Source organism: Xenorhabdus ishibashii (assembly GCF_002632755.1).
GTDB classification, from domain to species: Bacteria; Pseudomonadota; Gammaproteobacteria; order Enterobacterales; family Enterobacteriaceae; genus Xenorhabdus; species Xenorhabdus ishibashii.
In genome coordinates, this window is record NZ_NJAK01000001.1 from 3,125,437 (window position 1) to 3,146,900 (window position 21,464).

General features: G+C 39.6%; 16 protein-coding genes. 7 read left to right on the top strand and 9 right to left on the bottom strand.

Annotated elements, in window-relative coordinates:
* The first annotated feature begins 59 nt into the window (after positions 1-59).
* From cobB to Xish_RS14800, 5 genes are all read left to right on the top strand, one after another.
* The gene (cobB, locus tag Xish_RS14780; protein ID WP_099118483.1) at positions 60-890 is read left to right on the top strand and encodes a Sir2 family NAD+-dependent deacetylase; all 831 of its coding nucleotides are present in this window, start codon (positions 60-62) and stop codon (positions 888-890) included.
* A 64-nt stretch (positions 891-954) separates the two neighbouring features.
* On the top strand, positions 955-2,190 hold the full coding sequence (gene pepT, locus Xish_RS14785) for a peptidase T (protein ID WP_099118484.1): 1,236 nt from the start codon (positions 955-957) through the stop codon (positions 2,188-2,190).
* Between the two features lie 676 nt (positions 2,191-2,866).
* Entirely contained in the window at positions 2,867-4,435 is a 1,569-nt protein-coding gene (locus Xish_RS14790; protein ID WP_099118485.1) for a hypothetical protein, read from the top strand.
* Positions 4,436-4,570: 135 nt separating this feature from the next.
* Positions 4,571-5,602 carry a hypothetical protein gene (locus tag Xish_RS14795; RefSeq protein WP_141553985.1) on the top strand — a complete coding sequence of 344 codons (1,032 nt, stop codon included), beginning with the start codon at positions 4,571-4,573 and terminating at the stop codon, positions 5,600-5,602.
* A gap of 181 nt (positions 5,603-5,783) precedes the next feature.
* Entirely contained in the window at positions 5,784-6,647 is an 864-nt protein-coding gene (locus Xish_RS14800; protein ID WP_099118487.1) for an N-acyl homoserine lactonase, read from the top strand.
* Between the two features lie 86 nt (positions 6,648-6,733).
* On the opposite strand, the gene Xish_RS14805 is transcribed toward Xish_RS14800, so the two are convergent.
* On the bottom strand, positions 6,734-11,098 hold the full coding sequence (locus Xish_RS14805) for an inverse autotransporter beta domain-containing protein (RefSeq protein ID WP_099118488.1): 4,365 nt from the start codon (positions 11,096-11,098) through the stop codon (positions 6,734-6,736).
* A gap of 465 nt (positions 11,099-11,563) precedes the next feature.
* Here Xish_RS14805 and Xish_RS18680 point away from each other — a divergent pair, with 465 nt between their 5' ends.
* Positions 11,564-11,734 (top strand): hypothetical protein, encoded by a 171-nt coding sequence (locus Xish_RS18680; RefSeq protein ID WP_167383273.1) that lies wholly within the window; start codon positions 11,564-11,566, stop codon positions 11,732-11,734.
* Positions 11,735-11,947: 213 nt separating this feature from the next.
* On the opposite strand, the gene Xish_RS14810 is transcribed toward Xish_RS18680, so the two are convergent.
* The 8 genes from Xish_RS14810 to rluE all read right to left on the bottom strand — a co-directional run bounded on the left by Xish_RS14810 (position 11,948) and on the right by rluE (position 20,025).
* Positions 11,948-13,069 carry a ribosomal protein uL16 3-hydroxylase gene (locus tag Xish_RS14810; RefSeq protein WP_099118489.1) on the bottom strand — a complete coding sequence of 374 codons (1,122 nt, stop codon included), beginning with the start codon at positions 13,067-13,069 and terminating at the stop codon, positions 11,948-11,950.
* Positions 13,070-13,200: 131 nt separating this feature from the next.
* Complete coding sequence (phoQ, locus tag Xish_RS14815; protein ID WP_099118490.1) at positions 13,201-14,664, bottom strand: two-component system sensor histidine kinase PhoQ; 1,464 nt, start codon at positions 14,662-14,664, stop codon at positions 13,201-13,203.
* Positions 14,657-15,340, bottom strand: a complete 684-nt coding sequence (gene phoP / locus Xish_RS14820) for a two-component system response regulator PhoP (RefSeq protein ID WP_099118491.1) — start codon at positions 15,338-15,340, stop codon at positions 14,657-14,659. The genes phoQ and phoP overlap by 8 nt, the downstream gene beginning before the upstream one ends.
* A gap of 353 nt (positions 15,341-15,693) precedes the next feature.
* Positions 15,694-17,064, bottom strand: a complete 1,371-nt coding sequence (gene purB, locus Xish_RS14825; protein WP_099118492.1) for an adenylosuccinate lyase — start codon at positions 17,062-17,064, stop codon at positions 15,694-15,696.
* A 79-nt stretch (positions 17,065-17,143) separates the two neighbouring features.
* Positions 17,144-17,770, bottom strand: a complete 627-nt coding sequence (hflD, locus tag Xish_RS14830; protein WP_099118493.1) for a high frequency lysogenization protein HflD — start codon at positions 17,768-17,770, stop codon at positions 17,144-17,146.
* A gap of 2 nt (positions 17,771-17,772) precedes the next feature.
* Positions 17,773-18,876, bottom strand: coding sequence for a tRNA 2-thiouridine(34) synthase MnmA (mnmA, locus tag Xish_RS14835; RefSeq protein WP_099118494.1), 1,104 nt, complete (start codon positions 18,874-18,876; stop codon positions 17,773-17,775).
* 74 nt (positions 18,877-18,950) lie between these two features.
* On the bottom strand, positions 18,951-19,403 hold the full coding sequence (locus Xish_RS14840; protein ID WP_099118495.1) for an NUDIX hydrolase: 453 nt from the start codon (positions 19,401-19,403) through the stop codon (positions 18,951-18,953).
* Positions 19,396-20,025, bottom strand: coding sequence for a 23S rRNA pseudouridine(2457) synthase RluE (gene rluE / locus Xish_RS14845; RefSeq protein WP_099118496.1), 630 nt, complete (start codon positions 20,023-20,025; stop codon positions 19,396-19,398). The genes Xish_RS14840 and rluE overlap by 8 nt, the downstream gene beginning before the upstream one ends.
* A gap of 140 nt (positions 20,026-20,165) precedes the next feature.
* On the opposite strand from rluE, the gene icd reads away from it, so the two are divergent.
* Complete coding sequence (gene icd / locus Xish_RS14850; RefSeq protein ID WP_099118497.1) at positions 20,166-21,419, top strand: NADP-dependent isocitrate dehydrogenase; 1,254 nt, start codon at positions 20,166-20,168, stop codon at positions 21,417-21,419.
* Positions 21,420-21,464: the final 45 nt, after the last annotated feature.

Below are 21,464 nucleotides of genomic sequence, written 5' to 3' on the forward strand. Positions count from 1 at the left end.
TGAATCGGTAAGATGGATCGACTGAAAGAACGTATTTAGACACATTAAGGAAATAATTCATGCGGGTTCTGCATCGACACAGCAAATTTTACCGAATCAGGCGATTACGGCGTCAACGATCGCATAGACAAAACTTTTACAGGGATACCCGATTGGCAAATAAACTAGAAAGACCTTATGTGGTGGTACTGACGGGAGCAGGAATTTCTGCTGAGTCAGGTATCCAAACATTTCGCTCTTCCGATGGCCTGTGGGAAGAACATCGTGTTGAAGATGTTGCGACGCCGGAAGGTTTTCAGCGTGATCCTGATCTGGTTCAGGCATTTTATAATGCACGTCGAAAGCAGTTACAGCAACCGGATATCCAGCCTAATGCTGCACATTATGCTCTGGCCGAACTCGAACATGAGCTTGGCGACCATTTTTTATTGGTGACACAGAATATTGATGATTTACATGAACGTGCGGGAAGTCAGCGTGTTTTGCATATGCATGGTGAATTATTGAAAGCTCGGTGTTGTCAATCTGGACAAGTCGTTGAATGGACAACTGATCTAACAATGGAAGATCGTTGCCATTGTTGCCAGTTTCCGTCCCCATTGCGTCCTCATGTCGTGTGGTTTGGGGAAATGCCATTGGGGATGGAACAGATTTATTCTGCTTTAGCTGATGCCGATATCTTTATTGCTATCGGAACATCAGGCCATGTTTATCCGGCAGCAGGTTTCGTACATGAGGCTAAATTGTCTGGAGCACATACTGTTGAGTTGAATCTTGAACCTAGCCAGGTCGAAAATCTGTTTGATGAAAAACACTATGGTCACGCCAGTAAAATAGTTATGCAATATGTTCAATCCTTAACTCAGCAGATAAAGGTAAACAAAAGCTGATTTGACGCAATGCCTGCGCTATCCATCTTTTTCATAATTCATTACCTGAATTAGGGAGGAGAAGATGGATAGATTATTAGAGCGTTTTTTTAAATATATTGCATTTAATACCCAATCAAAATTATCCGCAAAAACCATTCCCAGTAGTAACGGTCAGTTAGATCTTGCTAAGGCATTATACGAAGAGCTGATCCAACTTGATTTTGCCGATGTCATTCTCAATGAACGCGGATGTGTTATGGCGACATTGCCATCCAATGTTGCAACTCCTGTTCCTGTCATTGGTTTTATTGCCCACCTCGATACCTCACCGGATTTTTCTGGTAAGCATGTTAATCCCCAGATTGTGGAAAACTATCGTGGCGGTGATATTGCGTTAGGGATGGGAGATGAAGTGCTGTCGCCAGTCATGTTTCCTGTATTACATAGTTTATTGGGAAAAACATTAATTACGACTGATGGGAAGACACTGTTGGGTGCTGATGATAAAGCTGGGATCGCTGAAATCATTACCGCAATGGTGCGTTTGAAACAGGGAAATATTCCACATGGTGACATTCGGATTGCGTTTACGCCAGATGAAGAAATTGGCAGGGGGGCGCACTATTTTGATGTAGAAGCTTTTGGTGCAGAGTGGGCCTATACCGTTGATGGGGGTGGAGTGGGGGAATTGGAATTTGAAAATTTCAATGCCGCATCCGTGGTCATCAAGATTATGGGTAATATGACTCATCCGGGCAGTGCCAAAGGCGTCATGGTTAACGCATTGACATTAGCCATGCGCATCCATCATGCCTTACCTGTTGAAGAAACACCTGAACAGACGGAAGGCTATGAAGGTTTTTATCATTTGTATAGCATGAAAGGGACTGTTGAGCGTGCCGAGATGCACTACATTATCCGGGATTTTGACAGGGCTAATTTTGAAAAGCGCAAAAAAAACCTTATTGCTATTGCGGAAAATGTTGGAGAAGGATTGCATCCAGACTGCTATATTGAGCTGGCGATTGAAGATGATTATTACAACATGCATAGCGAAGTACTTAAATATCCCCATGTTATTGCCATTGCTAAACAAGCAATACAGGATTGTAACATTGAGCCGATAATCCAGCCGATCCGTGGTGGGACTGATGGCGCAGAGTTATCTTATCGTGGCCTCCCTTGTCCAAATATCTTCACAGGTGGGTATAATTATCATAGCAAGCATGAATTTATTTCACTGGAAGATATGGAACAGGCAGTTAACGTAATTATGCGGATTGCTGAACTGACGGTAAGTCACGGGAGTCATGAGTAACTGTTAGCTCGAGTTGCGGCTAGTACACCTAAATAAACCTAACAGAGAACGATAAATACAATATATCTGTTAGGTTAATGGTCATAATAAACAATGCATTATTAACAAGTTATGACATAATAAATAATTTAATTCTCTCGATTATACTCTTCAACCTTCGTCAGCTCTTAGCAAGACTCACTTGCAAAGCGCTATCTTTTTGAAAATACGTCAAAATGTATGACAAAATCATTGGATATTATTTGAAATACTTATCACGATCAATAAATTGGGATCATAACCTGATTTTTCAGTAAAAAATAATACAAAAAACAAAAATCATAATAAATCGCCAATAAAAAAGCGAGTACATATACCATAAAATGATTATTTTAAAAGAAAATTATATTTTTAATGTATATATTGCATTTATGATTTTAATCTAAGATACTGTCAAAAAATAAACAAATAGGATTTTAAATTAAAAATTAGGGGTAAGGTAATTACGCATTGGGATGATAACATCAAAATAAAAATAAACCAATGTGATTGGAAATAAAAAATACAATTGACTGTGAAAAGTAACGTTATGATAAAGTAAACATCTATTCTATTTTGATGGGGGTATTATGAAGTTTGTTGTAGATAGTGATATTTTAAAAATCAAAACCACGTTGATAAGAAGGGAAATTAAAAAATGCCATCTAACAATCAAAAAATAACAGTAACAACAGATAATGGAACAGACTTATCTAAAAACCCAACATTAATTACTGATCAACATTTGAAATTAACAATTAATTTATCAGGAGGAGCGAAAGACTTTATAAGTACAGATACTATAACGCTGAATCCAACTGGTGATTGGATAACAGTTATTGGGGAAAGTCAAGTAGAAATTACGCCTAAACATGCTACTGCTGAGGTTTTTATTAAAGTTAATAAAGACAAAAAATTCTCCAATACCCCACAATCTTTTACGGTAAAAACATCAAATACAGGCTATAAACCTCAGAGTTTCAGTTATAAAGTCTCAGATATAAATTCGGATACTTTATCATTAACAACAGATAAATTTTATATCGAAACACCTTCTGGCGAAAACAAACCAGATCTAACAAATCCTAATAAAGTAAAAATAACAACGACTGTGAAAAACAGTTCAGGAGCAGCAATTCCAAATTTAAGTGTTAATATATCAGCAAATAGTCTAGATAGTTTATCAAAAGTTGCTTTAATGGATGCTAAAGGTCATCCATTACAAACTAAGACTAATAATTTTGAAAAACATCAACAAGTTACCTTAACCACTGATCCTCAGGGTAATTTGGAATTTTATGTATTTCCTCAACAAAGTCAGTCAGTTGCATTAGCTTTCTATAGTTCTATAGAAGGTTTATCTATTGAACGTAAATCTAAAAATCCTTTATTTATTTTAGACTTAGTAGGTGCTGAGTTTGAAGAACATCTGACAGCTCCTGATATAGGAGAATTATTAGGTGATGCCTTAAAGCCATTAGATAATGAAGAAAATTTTCATATAAAAATCCCTTCTTATGATGGTATAAAAACAACAGATTTTATCTTGTATCTTATTAATGATAACGTAGTGGGAAACTATATTGAAGTTTCGGATTTATCAAACTTAGATAATTATTCTTACAAATTGCCATTCTCAATATTACCCATATCAAAGGAGATTAAATTTAGTTATATTATTGCAAGAGAAAACTCAAATATTAGATATTCAGATGGTATTCTTTTTAAGTATGATGGTTATCAGTATGGTCCACCAGACTCCGATAAGAATAGAGTTTTTGATCTTCCTAAAATATATTCCAGCTATGGAATTAATCCAGAATTTATTTTAAACCCAGGATATGGAATTAATTTCACTACAATTAATCAATATAGATTTAATGGGGGAGATACCCTTTATGTGGAAATTGAAGCTGACTCAGCAGATAACCAGAAAGTAAATCCTGGAGATACTGTTGCGATTGAGGTATTCATTAAGTCATCAAATAGAGGTGATATATCCTATAATAAGACAATTCAATTACCTAAAGCAACTTCTCCTGCTACAACATCGAAAGGGCATATACCTATCCCTATTTCTATAACAGGAGATGTTGATTCAAGGATATCCGGCGGGAGCGCTGTTATTTATATTTTATATTATAAAGTGGATGTAGATAATGTTAAATACAGTCATAATTGGAAGGGATATATAGATACTGTCCTGCCAGGAGGAGGAATTAATTAACATTTAAATATAAATTATTCTTTTTAATTATAAATCAGGCCGTCACTCATTTTTAATAAATATAGATGGCTAATAAAATACTTCCAATAACTGAAAAAAGGGTAAATGCTGAAAGTTATGAGAAAATTCATATAAATGGGATGCATTTACATATTAAATATGACATATGAATATAAATTAAATCCACCCTCTTATCCACAAGCGTCAGGAGGTGTGATTGATATAGATGCTCAAAAAGCTGAAGGGGCTAGATACATAACAATGCTAATTCCAGGTTATGGTGATGAAAAATCTGGCGACAGAATTGTTGGTTACTTTACAGACAGTAAAGGTAATACTATACCTTCATTTCCTTATTCTGTTAATATTAATATTATCCCATCTAATTTCTTTGAAGTTGTATTTTCTATAGATGATTTTTCAACAAATGGAGAATATACAGGACATTATACTGTAACAAAACTATCGGGTAATACGGCACAATCTAAAATAGCAGCGGTAAATATTGAAACAGTGTTATCCAGTTTGCCTGATTATTTTCCTGCCGTTCCAGAAGCCACAGATAATCATGGGACACTATTAACAAAAAGCGATTATTATAGGTTGGATAATTTAAAGGTAATTGTACCAATCTATACCGGCATGGCTTTAGGACAAACTGTTCAAGTTTTATGGCAAGGTCGTAATAATATACCGCCTTACTCAACGCCATCACAAGAAATAAATGAAATTATGCCGATGATATTTCATATTCCCCGGATGGAATTTATTAATAGTATTGGTAGTACAGCAAAAATCCGGTTTAAAGTTGGCGGATTAAACCAAAATGCCTCTGTATACTCAGGAACTTTATCTCTAGATATTGCAGGGCAAAAACTTAATTTACCTCCCCCCAGACTTTTCTATCGAGGTGATGGAACTGTTCACGTAATCATTGAATATCCTAATATGACATCAGATCAATCAGTGGAAATACGTGCAGTTGGAAAAACAATGATACAAACTCCTTATAAACCCGTTGATGATGTACAACAAATGGGAGCACGGCTTTCAACTGATTGGGTAGAAGAAAATCGGGGACAAATTGTACTAGTTGATTATGCGGTAGGAAGCATGCACCCAGGAGTCGAGTATGATTTTTCTGAGGTATTAAGACAAGTTTTATAATAATCATTATACTTTAAATGAATTATAATATCTTAAATAAGATGTTGGTGCATGATAAAGAAAATGTATTGAGATTAATAGATGTTATTGTTTCTCTTTAGTATCTATATGCTTATGTACCAATATCTTTTTAAAACTCTGATAAATTTAATTATAATTAAAGAAATTATAGGTGAATATTATGGGAAGAGTAAAGTTAATTATTAAATTATTTCTGTATATGGCATTTTTTATACCTGTCGCTAATGCTAACTCAGATACAGGGTACGACGTTGCGCAAAAAATAACTCAAAGGTATTTTGACAATCAAATATATTGTGGGGATGATGGGCTTCCGGTATTTTTATGCTCAGGAGTATTAATAAGGGGAACTGTTGCGTCAGATAAATATCACTCATGGAATCCTAGCCCAACTTCTCAAAGAAAGGGAAGTGTTTCATTTTCTTATCTAAGATCTGATGTTAAAATCATTGAATTAGAAGTTAATCATCATAATGGTTATATTTTTTCTCCCTATCTTGAAAGTTTTGATAATACAGGTAACCCTAAAATTAATCCTGAAATCCTCTGTTATTTTCCTATCGATGGAGGCACCGATGCTAGAAATGATAAAGGATGTGGTTCTTATTCAGGGTATCTTAATAGTGGATCTTGTCAACAACAAAATATTACTACAGCAGAACAATGGGTTAATAATTACATAAATGTTAATCATTTTGATCGTAATGCTCAATGTGGTTTTGATGTGACTGGTGATAACAGTGCAGATATATTTATGCAGGCTATTAAAGTTAGCTCACTTATTGATTTGCCATTAAACAATGAATTACTTTTGGCTGTCTGGGACCAAGATATTCCTGAAAAATTACCTATAGAAGCTTTTTTTTATCAAAATGATGGATTACAAGATGCACAGTATGATCAAAAAGATTATTATCAATCTACCGGTATACTGCTACCTATCATAAAAATAACCTTCCCCAGAGATAAGAGTGAAGATGTTCGTTTTACTTATGACCAAGAAGATCAGATTAATATAAATTAATGGCAGATTCTACAGTATTAAAGATAGATATATTTAGCTTTTGTTGCACTAATGATGTGTTTCATTAGTGCAACAAACAATCAACATTACTTAACTACACAAAGTAGGTATCCTCCTCCTAAACTAACCGGATTTGTACTATGATCCAACGAGTTATAGATTAGATAATCATTATAATCATCCAAAACTAAAAAGAATGTAGTATGACTACCCGTAGGACTATTAATGTCATCACTCGTTATTAGCAAATTCCATATACTAATATCTGGAAATTCTGTCGATAACACTGTGGCGTCATTATTATTAAAAATGTCTGCTTTTAAGTTTGGTGTAACAAGGCCACTATCTTCACAGTTTTTCCTACCATTCCATTGTAAAACAATATTATTTGGATCTTGTTCGAAATATCTTTTAACTTTTGTCGTGTAAATATATAATTCTTTTATGCTACTGCTTTTGTTTGTTATTGTCGCAGACAATGTCGCGTTACCTGGCTTATAAAAAGATATTTCACCAGTATCTGCATCAATAGAGGTTATATCAGGGTTGGTTGAAGAAAAAATAACTGAGTGATTGTTTGATTTGGTGATTTTTTCCCCATTCGAATTTCTTAATACCCCACTTAAAGAACTAAAGGCATTAACAGGTGCAGGTGAATTAGAAAAGATTATATTTTTATTATCACTATTAACCGAGGAATTCTGGTTATTATATAGAAATATTTCTGCTTTTTTGGGAACAGGATTGAAAGTTCTTTTATCACTAGTTTTGCTTATTTTTTTATTGAGGGTCAACGTTATGCTAAAATCATCAATACCTACATCACTTTTTACCCTTGCAACTAAATTCCCTTGTGTATCAGTAACGTCTGAATCTTTAGTTACAGTCATATCTGCTATATTTTCTGGCACAGCCCATTCTACTGAATCAAACGTATAATTTGATACGTTACTATTTGTTTTCTTATTAGTAATTGTAGCTGTATAACTATATGTATCAGAATTATTAGCCATTAATGATCCTGTCGGAGATATGCTGATATTTATATCTAAATCCTGTATATCTGGTATAAAAGAAACCGCCTTGGCTTCCTTGGGTGTTTTTTGCCCTTCCACCGCCAGCGAAACGACGGCATCCTTAACAGCGTCGATACTGCCCAGTGTGGCAGTCAGTGTGCCGCCTTTTCCGGCAGTATTCCCTTTGGCTTTGAACTCAAGGTTTTTATTGCCCTTATTCTTATCGTCCAGGCTCCAGCGAATACTGGAAATTTCCTGGCCTTCGGGGACGGCCTTTCCATCCTGATCTACGATATAGGCCGTGTAGGTATAGGCATTTTCTCCATTGGCTATCAGCGGGCCTGGCTTATCAATTGCGATTTGGTTGACATAGAACCTTTTCGGATCAGCCACAAAAGAAACCGCCTTGGCTTCCTTGGGTGTTTTTTGCCCTTCCACCGCCAGCGAAACGACGGCATCCTTAACAGCGTCGATACTGCCCAGTGTGGCAGTCAGTGTGCCACCTTTTCCGGCAGTATTCCCTTTGGCTTTGAACTCAAGGTTTTTATTGCCCTTATTCTTATCGTCCAGGCTCCAGCGAATACTGGAAATTTCCTGGCCTTCGGGGACGGCCTTTCCATCCTGATCTACGATATAGGCCGTGTAGGTATAGGCATTTTCTCCATTGGCTATCAGCGGGCCTGGCTTATCAATTGCGATTTGGTTGACATAGAACCTTTTCGGATCAGCCACAAAAGAAACCGCCTTGGCTTCCTTGGGTGTTTTTTGCCCTTCCACCGCCAGCGAAACGACGGCATCCTTAACAGCGTCGATACTGCCCAGTGTGGCAGTCAGTGTGCCGCCTTTTCCGGCAGTATTCCCTTTGGCTTTGAACTCAAGGTTTTTATTGCCCTTATTCTTATCGTCCAGGCTCCAGCGAATACTGGAAATTTCCTGGCCTTCGGGGACGGCCTTCCCATCCTGATCTACGATATAGGCCGTGTAGGTATAGGCATTTTCTCCATTGGCTATCAGCGGGCCTGGCTTATCAATTGCGATTTGGTTGACATAGAACCTTTTCGGATCAGCCACAAAAGAAACCGCCTTGGCTTCCTTGGGTGTTTTTTGCCCTTCCACCGCCAGCGAAACGACGGCATCCTTAACAGCGTCGATACTGCCCAGTGTGGCAGTCAGTGTGCCGCCTTTTCCGGCAGTATTCCCTTTGGCTTTGAACTCAAGGTTTTTATTGCCCTTATTCTTATCGTCCAGGCTCCAGCGAATACTGGAAATTTCCTGGCCTTCGGGGACGGCCTTCCCATCCTGATCTACGATATAGGCCGTGTAGGTATAGGCATTTTCTCCATTGGCTATCAGCGGGCCTGGCTTATCAATTGCGATTTGGTTGACATAGAACCTTTTCGGATCAGCCACAAAAGAAACCGCCTTGGCTGAGGCTGATTCCTTATTTTCAATAGAAAGTGTTACCACGACATCAGTTAATTGAATTTTGCTGCTTAATGTTGCTTCTAATTTCCCTTGATTCGTCTTAACCGTACCGATTGGGCCATCGACAAAAATATCCTTCATTTCATTTCCCGCAGAATCTTTGCCAACCGCGTTCCACTTCACATGATTAATATCAACGTCCCCCACCGGTAAATTGTTACTGAACGTGATCTCTGCCGTATAAGTGAACTTTTGAACACCATCAGCAATCAGTGGTTTTTTAGGATCGGGCATCACATTAAGTGCGTTGCCTTTTATTTTATAGTCACTAAATGCCACCTTACCTATTTTCTGCCGTGGGGCACCATCCAGTTGTATGTAAACAACGACCTCTTGGTGTATTTTTTTACTGACTAAAATGTTGGGCATTAACTGCCCTTCTTTATTTGTTAATTCTCCTTTTTCATTCGTTTTAGCCGGCAAATCATTCCATTTGAAACTTAATCCAGATTCATCGCCTAAAGCGGGTTCCGTTGTCCAAGTTACTTTATCAATTTTGGCATTCTTGACAAACTTTCCAGCGGGTAAACCCTGATAAGTAATAATGGGATCGCTGAATGTATACCCATTTTCTTCATGACCTGTTGTTATCGGATATTCAGGTGGAATAATATTTACTTTTCCATCGATCAAAAAAGGAAAGACTTTTATAGGAACCTGAATAACTTTGGTTCCTCCTTGATTATAGGTGATTAATATATCCAACTTGTAATCGCTTTTATGTGTTTCCTGATAACTGGGAAGTGTAATAACAATGCTTTTTCCTGAATCAGAAGAGAGTTTCCCATGATTATCTGTAAATGCTTTATCTGTCACAATCCAGCGAACGTGTTTAATATTTGCATCAGGCTGTATAGGTGCATTAACGGGTATATCTTGCTGTCCATATCCAACAATAGGCTCTAACGCGATCAACATTTCTTGTTCTCTTTTTAAGTGATCTAAAATAATATGGTTATTTCTTTCCACTAGATCATAACGGCTACCTGCTAATGTCCGCATCGAAGCTATATTAACGGGTGACAATTGAGTACTAAAGGGAACCCCAAATTTATAATTTAAGTTTGCCAAAAACTGTGTTTCAGTATGGCCACTTTTCCCTTGTTTATAGTCCACACCCATGGTGAATAGTGGGATCGGAGTATAAGTCAGGCCTAATTTAGCCAAGCTGGGATTTTTCTGTTTGGTGTCATGGTTAAATAAAGTTACGTTATCACCAAAATATTGCTCATATGTCAGTTTCATTCCCAGATTAGGGTAAACAGGCAAGAAAAACTCTCCATTAATATCATAACCGTTGGCGGGGCGTTCATAATAATCTTGAAAGTTTTGTGATTCTTGCCAGTCAATTAAACGATAATAGGTATTAGCGGCAAGTTTGATATAGTCGCCCCAAATTTCTCCACCCAGCCCCAAACGTTGATTTTTTCCAGTAATGTCATGATCATAAAAAGTATTTAATCCATACATCCAATTCTGATAAAAATAGCGACCACCTACACCCAGGTTAACCGTATTTCTACTGTCTTTATTACGATAACCCAACTGGGAAAAAAGCAGCCAATCTGTTTTGTTATCAAAAATTGGCAGTAAGATATCGATTGAATTATTCTTCAGAGCCCATTTCCTGTCTAATCCAAAGTGAATTCTCACTGTCCCATACTGCGATAGCCATTTTTGAGCTTCGGAAAATACAGTGCTGTTAAATTTACCCAATGCATAGGATTTTGCCTGTTCTGCAAGATTTGAAGGTGATGATAAAACATTCCCAAATGTTTGGATATTACCAGCAAGGATATGTGATATATCAGCTTCGGTGGTGTTATGAGTTTGTTTTAAATGTGTATCCGGCTTCTCTGGATTTATATTATGCACTTCGGAAGCATTACTCATTGAGATAATCATAAATAACGTGTAAAAAACAATGATTTTTCTTACATATGAAAACATTTATAAATACCTCATAAGGATTCATACCAGTTAACTCAGCATCACTTATACCAATATATTGATTAATAATAGTTGTAACTGCTCAAATTTAAAAACATCTGTGCTCACATTAAATGATAATGAAATTTTAGTCCTGCTGTTTGTCTGTTATTCCGTATGAGTACATACTATCAGTATTCACCGTGAACTATTTCGATAAATTTTTTGGAAAAAGTCTCTACCAGAGGAAAACCGTGTGGCCAATGCGCCAAAGCCGGATACAAAACCTTAAACTGATGAAATCAATGAGCTGTATCGCCGTCCAGAATTCAGTCAGGTAGCACGTGAAGAATATCGCCTTAGTATCAGAAATGACTTAAGAATAGCAAAAATTAATTATTGTGCTAGTTCATTGTGCTGCTTTTTATTGATTAAATTTATGAAATTCCTGCTTCTGAATCCTTGGTCAGAAAAGGAAATTCATATATGTTCATTATCATTTCTGGATTAGCAAAGAGCTCAGGTATAAATGTGATTATTGCTGACAGGAATAAAGATGGTTATTTTAAATCCGAAGAAATGCACGATAAAGAGATAAAAATTTTTAGGGTACTGACTATGTATACCACAAAGGCTGCAAAAAAGGATTCATGGTAACTGGACAGAGAAATAGCTTTTCTGGGGTATTGCAGATAGGGTGGTATAGCTTTTAGCTTCCCCAGCAGAAAGAGTATTATTCGCTGGGGAAATGCATTATCTGGTATCGCGGCGAGTCTTTAAGTAACAATCCGCAGATTCAAAAAGAAATAAAGATACTTCATGCCAGTCAGTTAAGCTGACTGGCATAGAAAAAATGCCCCTTTATTCAAATTAATCATTAAAATACCAATAACCGCTATTAACCAAAGCTGTGAGCAGGCTGATGAATCGGACATCATCGATAGCATCACCCAGAAGTTCCGCATTGACTTTGTCATATTGGCACAGGGCATCAGTGGCATGGATATGAGGGGTATCCATCAGCTCCCCATTGACGAAACATTGATCGCCAATCCGCAGAACGCGCAGGCCACTCAATCGACTTAATTCTTCACCTTGTTTCAATAAATCATAAATCTCGTCGCTCTCATACGGGGGTTCTGGTGGTGCGAGATCTAATTCATGGCGCGATTGGGAGATGAATTCGCCAAACCAATTTTGGAAAGTTTCTGGTTGCTCTAACAATTCACGCATCATTGAACGCAGTGTGTCCAGCTCGTTTGCCTGGATCAGGGCTGGGTTATCACGGAATGTCAGTTCAGGATCGCTGTAGCGATGGCTTCCTAGCTCGTTTGCCAGAATATAATCTGCAAATCCACTGAATAATTCACGGGCATTAGGGGCACGGAACCCCACTGAATAGTTCAGTGAATCCTCAATAGCATAACCTTCATGTGGGAAACCTGGTGGAATATAGAGTATATCGCCCGGTAACATCTCTTCGTCAAGAATTGCTTCAAAGGGTTCAACCTGCAATAAATCAGGGTGAGGGCAATGTTGTTTCATGGGGATTTTTTCACCTACCCGCCAGCGTCTGCGCCCTTTTCCTTGAATGATAAAAACATCATATTGGTCAAGGTGTGGGCCAACACCACCGCCGGGTACTGAAAAAGAGATCATCAAGTCATCCATACGCCAGTCAGACAGTACACGGAATGGCTTCATAAGTGCAGAAGAGGGGAGATGCCAATGGTCAACAGCTTGTACAAGCAAAGACCACTCTTTTTCACCTAAATGGTCGTAGGTTTCAAAGGGACCGTGGGAAACTTCCCAGCGCCCATTTTTCTGACTGACCAAGCGGCTATCGATTTCATTTTCCATCGCCAGTCCCGCCAGCTCATCCGGGGAAAGGGGATCAACAAATTGATGGAAACCCTGTTTAATCAATAATGGCCGTTTTTGCCAATGGTTTTGCAAAAACGTTTGCCAGTCCAGATTTAGCTGATAATCCATGGTGACATCCTGAAGTGAGTGAAATGAGAAATGAATTTCGCGCTATTATAACGAATAGTCAATGGCGGTATTAGATTTGGTTGAAATATTTCGAGAGTGTGCTTGTAATCGCTGAATCAGTATTGTCATTATTATGGTGTGGCTGTATTGTGTTGGCTGCCAAATATTACGCTTACTCTGGCGCCACCAAGTGGACTATCATCAACACTGATATCACCTTCATATTGTTCGACAATTTCAGAAGCGATCGATAATCCAAGCCCCTGACCTGATCGCAATGTATCGGCTCGTAATCCACGCTGAAAAATCATATCACGCTTATCAGGGGGAACACCTAATCCATCATCATCGACAATAATAGTGACTGAATTTTCTCCCATCGTGGCGGTGATTTTGACCAGTTTCAGGCAATACTTACAGGCATTGTCCAGAATGTTGCCCATCACTTCCAGAAAGTCATTTTTTTCCCCCAACCATGTCACTTCTGGAGAGACATCTAGCATAATTTTGATGTCCTTATGTTGATATACCTTGGTCAGGGCACTGATTAGGCAATCTAACAAGATTGGGACAGAAGAAATCTGTCTTAGGAGTAGGCTATTGTCGCTGCGCATATTGGCTCTGTGTAGATAGTAACCAACTTGTTGTGATATCCGATCAATTTGTTCCAGCATAATGGGTTCAGCTTGTTCAATAGTCAGCTTTTGAGGGGGTAATAGAGAGCGCAGAGTCGATTGCAATACCGCTAAAGGTGTTTTCAAGCTATGCGTTAAATCCGAGAGTGTCGTGTGATATTTTGCATAGCGTTTACGTTCGCTGGATAGCAAGTTGTTTAAGTTTCTGACCAGTCCTTTTAACTCAGTAGGGGGATTTTTCTCGTCCAGTTCTTCCCTTTCGCCATTTTCTAGTGAACTGATCTGGGTAATTAAGGATTTTATTGGCCTGAGGCTCCAATCAGCGGCAAGCCAGATTAACGGAATGATTAGAAGTAAGTTAGCAATTAGCACATATCCAAACCACTCCCATACTTTTGCTGATTCCTGTACATCTTGTGGGATGGTATCAATGATAACAATGGTCATGGCAGGCAGTTTGTCAGTGGCCGGATAAACATTTACAGCAACTGAGTAGGTTAATAACACGTCCTTACTATTTTCTGCCTTTTTTGTATTATCTTGATTTGGCGTTGCTGTTGGATTATAGAAAAAATCCCCTTTTTCTTTAAAATACGCTTCTAGTGTGTATAAGCCATCTTTTTTCAGCCAATCAGGATCAATCATTCTCTCCAATTCAGGCACATTATTCTGGCGCCAGAGAATATTCCCGTCATTATCATAGATCAGTGTTAATGAGCGGTAATTCATGGAAAAATCTTTAGGAACAAGAATTTCTAGCTTGTTATTTTCCCATCTGGCTAAGGTGAAAAATAGATTACTTTGGCTACGGAGTATGGAATAGCTTGTTTTATCAAAACTGACTAAATATCCGGCGATAGCAACAATTCCATATGATAGCGTCAGTGCAAGAATAATAGCAGCCGTAGCCATGAGAAACCGCGTTCTCAGGGAAAAAGGCTTTTTAGAAAACTTAAGCATCATAAGATTTCACATCGAAACGATACCCTTGGCCACGCACAGTGACAATGACCTCTTCCGGCCATTCATTCAATATTTTTTTCCTCAAACGCCCCATTAATACATCAATTGTATGACTCTCACGTAATTCAGCGTCTGGGTACAGTTGGCGCATTAGCGTTTCTTTACTGACAACCTTGCCATTATTTCGCATTAAGGTTTCGATAATAATGTATTCAAAGGCGGTCAATTTAATATTGATATCATGGATAGAAAACTCTTTTCTCGAGAGATTGATTGAAAATGGTAATATTTCAACTAATTGTGATGCCAAACCACTATTGCGTCGCATTAATGCCTGTATGCGGGCATTAATTTCTTCCAGATGAAAGGGCTTGGTAACATAATCATCTGCACCTGCGTTCAGCACGTTGACTTTTTCTTGCCAGCTTTCGCGAGCGGTGAGGACAAGAATAGGTAAATTAATTTGCTCACTGCGCCAGCGCCGTAACATGCTAAGGCCATCTTCTCCCGGTAACCCTAAATCAACGATAGCAATATCAGGGTGACTCTCTTTAAGGTAATAATCCGCTTCTTTAGCATTCTCCGCAGCATCTACTTGATGTCCGATATCCCGTAATTGTACGGTTAAGTGATGGCGAAGTAGCGCGTTATCTTCAACGATCAATATCCGCATAAATGATTCCTTATGCTAATCAGTAATGTTTATCAAATAAATTTAAAATAGCTAAGTAATCAATTTCGTCAATAAATATTAAGTAAAATTATAGATATATAATTATGAGTATACTAAGTATAGTAACTATTTAGCTTTTGTCGGTATATTAATAATTAGACTATTTAAAAACAAATAGTTAGGTTGAAATGGTAAATAAATTTACAACCTATTTAACTTCTATATAACTTCATGTACTCGGTAACATTCAAGTTGCTACGAGGTGGCAGGGAGTTTGTTGAAACTACGTAGTGGGTGTGAAATTGCAGCGTATGGGCGGTTTCATCCCGCCCATTTATATGAGTAAACAGAAATTATTTTAACTGATCAACCAGCGAAGTCGCGTATCCAATGTAATTCGCGGGCGTCATGGACTTGAGGCGCTCTTTTTCCGTTTCAGGAAGTTCAAGGCCATCAATAAACGTTTTCATGCCTTCAGCATCAACACGTTTACCACGAGTCAGTTCTTTCAGTTTTTCATACGGTTTTTCAATTCCATAACGGCGCATAACAGTTTGGATAGGCTCTGCCAATACTTCCCAATTGTTATCCAGTTCACTCAGTAAGTTCGGTTCATTAACTTCCAGCTTATTCAACCCTTTCATCGTGGATTGATAAGCAATCAGTGCATATCCCAAGCCTACACCCAGATTACGCAATACTGTTGAATCTGTCAGGTCACGCTGCCAGCGAGAAATAGGCAGTTTGCTGGCAAGATGCCCCAGAACCGCATTTGCCAGACCCAGGTTTCCTTCTGAATTTTCGAAATCAATCGGATTGACTTTATGTGGCATAGTAGAAGAACCAATTTCTCCGGCAATGGTTTTTTGCTTGAAATGGTTCAAGGCGATGTAGCCCCAGATATCGCGATCAAAATCGATTAGGATGGTATTAAAGCGTGCCACACAATCAAACAGTTCAGCGATGTAATCATGGGGTTCAATCTGAGTGGTATACGGGTTCCACTGAATACCCAAAGAAGTCACAAATGATTCACTGAATTGGTGCCAGTCAACTTGTGGATAGGCTGACAAATGTGCATTGTAGTTACCGACCGCACCGTTGATTTTACCCAGAATTTCTACCTGCTCAAGCTGACGGAATTGGCGCTTCATACGATAGGCCACGTTAGCAAATTCTTTGCCGACAGTAGAAGGTGTGGCAGGTTGACCGTGGGTGCGTGATAGCAGTGGCAGATCGCGATAATCATGTGCCATGCGTGTCATGGTATCGATTATTTGGCGCCATTGAGGTAGCAGCACTTCTTCACGGGCTGTTTTAAGCATCAATGCATGCGATAAGTTATTAATATCTTCTGATGTGCAGGCAAAGTGAATAAATTCTGCAACTTGATGCAAAGCGGGGATATGCGCAACTTTTTCTTTCAGAAAATACTCAACAGCCTTAACATCATGGTTGGTTGTGCGTTCAATTTCTTTAATACGCAATGCATCCTGTTCATTGAAATTTACAATGATTTCATCAAGGTAAGCGTTTGCGTTGGCATCAAAAGCAGGAACTTCTTTGATTTCTGTTGTTGCGGCCAGTTTTTGCAGCCAACGTACTTCGACTTGCACACGGAATTTTAGTAAGCCGAACTCACTAAAAATAGTGCGTAGTGCGCTGACTTTATCGCCGTAACGGCCATCAATTGGAGAAACAGCGGTCAGTGAGGATAATTCCATTGGTAGCAACTCCCGGATTTTATTTAATAATTTAAGCTTAACAGCTTTGGTTTAACAGTTTTTAGCTAATAGTCTTTATCTAACAATTAGCGATGATCTCTTTTGCCTGTCGGATCAGGCGCTGACGCGAAAACATGATTTGCAGGCGGCCACCGCCAACTTGTCGCCATAAAACGGCACTGCGGATACCGGCCAGCAACACAGATCTGACTTTTGCCTGAATTAATGTATTACGTAATACGTCAGGTGAACCCGTCACCTGAATGCGTGGTCCCAGTGGGCTGATAACATCGACATAAATTCCAGCCAGGGCGTTGAGCATTCCCTCTGACATAGGCTCAAAATGGGCTTGCTGACGTTCTAATTGTTCAATGCGATTTGTCAATTGGTTGATGCCAGATTGATTTTTATTCAAACGGCGTTCCAGTACCATCAAACTCAGCATATAGCGGGTAAGATCAGCAGAAACGCCACTATGTGAACCATTGAACATTCCCAACATGGCATCAAGGCCAATACGCAGGTTGCAGGCGTTATTGCCAAAAACATCCAGCGTGGATGTTGGGTTCATGTTCAGGATGCTGTTTATCATGATCTCAAAAGCATCAGTATCACACTGGCCTTCATGGGCAAGTTTTTGTACCAGACGGCCTGACTGGCAGATACCTGCCAGAGCCAGTGTAATATCGTAATAATTTTTAGCCACAACTACTCCTGTATACGTTGTTCGATTACGCCACCACCGAGACAGATTTCACCTTGATAAAACACGGCAGATTGACCAGGGGTGACAGCGGCAACAGGGCTATCAAAACGAACCTCAATTTTATCTTCGCCCAGAGGGACGACAGTGCAGGGAATGTCATGCTGACGGTAACGTGTTTTAACTACACAGCGTATTTCTGCTTGCAGGGAGTGGCGATCAACCCAATGAAGTTGCTGGGCAATCAAACCGACAGACATCAAGCGAGGATGTTCATGGCCTTGGGCAACAATCAGTATGTTATTTTCGACATCTTTATCAACGACATACCAAGGTTCTTCACTGCCATTTTTCGTACCCCCAATTCTTAGTCCCTTGCGTTGGCCGAGCGTATGGTACATCAAGCCAGTATGTTGGCCGATAGTTTGTCCATCCACGGTTATAATTGGGCCAGGCTGGGCGGGTAAATAGCGCCCAAGGAAATCACGGAACTTACGCTCACCAATAAAGCAGATACCGGTTGAATCTTTTTTCTTTGCGGTAACCAGGCCAATTTCTTCGGCAATGCGGCGTACTTCGGGTTTTTCCAATTCTCCTACTGGAAACAGGCTCTTGGCAACTTGCTGGTGGCTTAAGGTATATAAGAAATAGCTTTGATCTTTGTTGTCATCCAGGCCACGGAGCAATTGGCTAGTGCCGTTCACATCCCGACGACGGACATAATGTCCGGTTGCGATATAGTCAGCACCTAAATCCTCTGCGGCAAATTCCAAAAATGCTTTGAATTTGATTTCTTTATTGCAAAGAATGTCCGGATTTGGTGTTCTGCCTGCTTTATATTCAGCAAGAAAATGTTCGAATACATTATCCCAATACTCGGCTGCAAAATTGATGGTATGCAATTCTATACCCAGTTTGTCACAAACGGCCTGGGCATCGGCAAGATCGGTGGCAGCCGAGCAATACTCTTCACTATCGTCTTCTTCCCAGTTTTTCATGAACAGGCCAGCTACCTGGTAGCCCTGCTGTTGCAGAAGGTAGGCGGAAACGGATGAATCAACACCGCCGGACATGCCGACAATGACTTTTTTCTGGCTGTTATCTGACATGGATAATATCTCACTGCGGAAAAAAACAAACGCAATACTTTAGCACGTTGGCAGCCAAGGTGCATCAAACGTCTTCATTTGAAGAACGGTGAACCATAATAATCCAGTATCGATAGTGGATAAGTTTTGTGCTCTAAATAGCAGAGAAGACTTTCAGTAACCAGAGGGGAACGTAACTGTGAACTATTAAGGATTTCTTCTGCACTTAACCAGTGGCAGCAATGGATATCATTATCTTGTGGATTGGTGCTCAGAATTTTTTCCATTTCAACCAAGAATAAAAAACGGATAAATGGCGTTCCATCCGGTGCAACCCATTGGTGCAGTTTTAAAAATGCTTGCGGTTGCGCACGAATTCCGGTTTCTTCCCATAATTCCCGTTCAGCAGCCTCCAGTAATGTTTCATCAGCTTCAAGATGGCCTGCGGGTTGATTCCACAGAGGTTTGCCGTTGATCAACTCTTCAACAACCAAAAACTTATTTTCTGCATGAACAAGGCAGGCAACTGTAACATGTGGACTAAACAAGGTTAATTTCTCTCCATTCTCCAGGGGATAGTGAGTCTAATTGCGTCAAACCCATACTAAAACGGATTAGGCGCAGTGTAGGATAACCCACATGGGCGGTCATTCTACGTACCTGTCGGTTACGTCCTTCATATAACGTAATTTTAAGCCAACTGACCGGAATGTTTTTTCGTTCACGGATAGGAGGTGTTCTCTCCCAGAGCCATTCCGGCTCTTCCACTAATTCAGCTCCAGCGGGCAAAGTCGGGCCATCTTTCAATAAAACGCCGCTATGAAGTTTATTCAGCGCAGTTTCATCAGGAATGCCCTCGACCTGAACATAATAAACTTTAGCGGTTTTTTTATCGGGTTGAGTCAATTTGGCCTGCAATTTTCCATCATTGGTCAACACCAGCAAGCCTTCACTATCACGATCCAGACGACCGGCGGCATAAACATCAGTAAACGGGATAAAATCTTTTAACGTTGTCCTTCCCATTTCATCGGTAAATTGGGGTAAGACATCATAAGGTTTGTTAAAAATCAAAACACGACGAGGACCGATTGTTTTTTTTAGGGTTCTGTTATTTTTTCTTTGGCTGAATCGGTTAAGTTGGCGTTTTTTAAAAGAGATATTTGTCATGATAAGCCATCGTTAAAAATTAGGGTGCGTATTATACCTTAAATCTGCGACCGTTGGCGTTTGCAGAATATTCAAGTAGTATTGACACGTCCCTTACAAAAAATTAACAAGGCATTGCGCTTATTTGAAAGGAGAGGTTAATGGAAAGCAAAGTAGTTGTTCCGGCGGAAGGTAAAAAAATTACTATTGATGCCAAAGGTAAATTAAGTGTTCCGAATAACCCTATTATCCCTTATATCGAAGGGGATGGCATTGGTGTTGATGTTACGCCGGTCATGCTAAAAGTTGTTGATGCTGCGGTTCAGCAAGCGTATAGCGGTGAGCGCAAAATTTCCTGGATGGAAATCTACACAGGTGAAAAATCCACGCATGTCTATGGTAAAGATGTTTGGTTGCCAGATGAAACGCTGGATTTGATCCGTGAATACCGTGTTGCTATCAAAGGCCCTCTGACAACACCAGTAGGTGGTGGTATTCGTTCGCTGAACGTCGCACTGCGTCAGCAATTGGATCTGTATGTCTGCCTGCGTCCGGTTCGTTACTATCAAGGCACGCCAAGCCCTGTTAAGCAGCCTGAACTGACCGATATGGTTATTTTCCGTGAAAACGCTGAAGACATTTATGCGGGTATTGAGTGGAAAGCGGGTTCAGCGGAAGCGGACAAAGTAATTAAATTCCTGCAAGATGAAATGGGTGTTAGTAAGATCCGTTTCCCTCAACAATGTGGTATCGGTGTAAAACCCTGTTCAGAAGAAGGTACTAAACGTTTAGTACGTGCCGCGATTGAATATGCCATTGATAATGACCGTGAATCAGTCACTCTGGTTCATAAAGGCAATATCATGAAATTCACCGAAGGTGCGTTCAAAGATTGGGGTTATGAACTGGCTCGCACTGAGTTCGGCGGAGAACTGTTGGATGGTGGTCCGTGGGTTAAGATCAAGAATCCTAAAAATGGCAAAGATATCATCATTAAGGATGTCATTGCAGATGCTTTCTTGCAACAGATCCTGCTGCGTCCGGCAGAGTATGATGTTATTGCTTGTATGAACCTGAATGGTGACTACATTTCTGATGCCCTGGCTGCACAGGTAGGCGGCATCGGTATTGCTCCAGGCGCAAACATTGGCGATGAATGCGCGCTGTTCGAAGCAACACACGGTACTGCACCTAAATATGCGGGTCAGGATAAAGTCAATCCTGGCTCAGTGATCCTTTCCGCTGAAATGATGTTACGCCACATGGGATGGTTCGAAGCCGCAGACCTAATTGTTAAGGGAATGGAAGGCGCTATTGCTGCCAAGACTGTGACTTACGATTTTGAACGCCTGATGGATGGCGCTAAGCTGCTGAAATGTAGCGAATTCGGTGATGCCATTATCTCTCATATGTAACAGTCACTGATTGAAACAGATAACGGGGACTTAATGGTTCCCGTT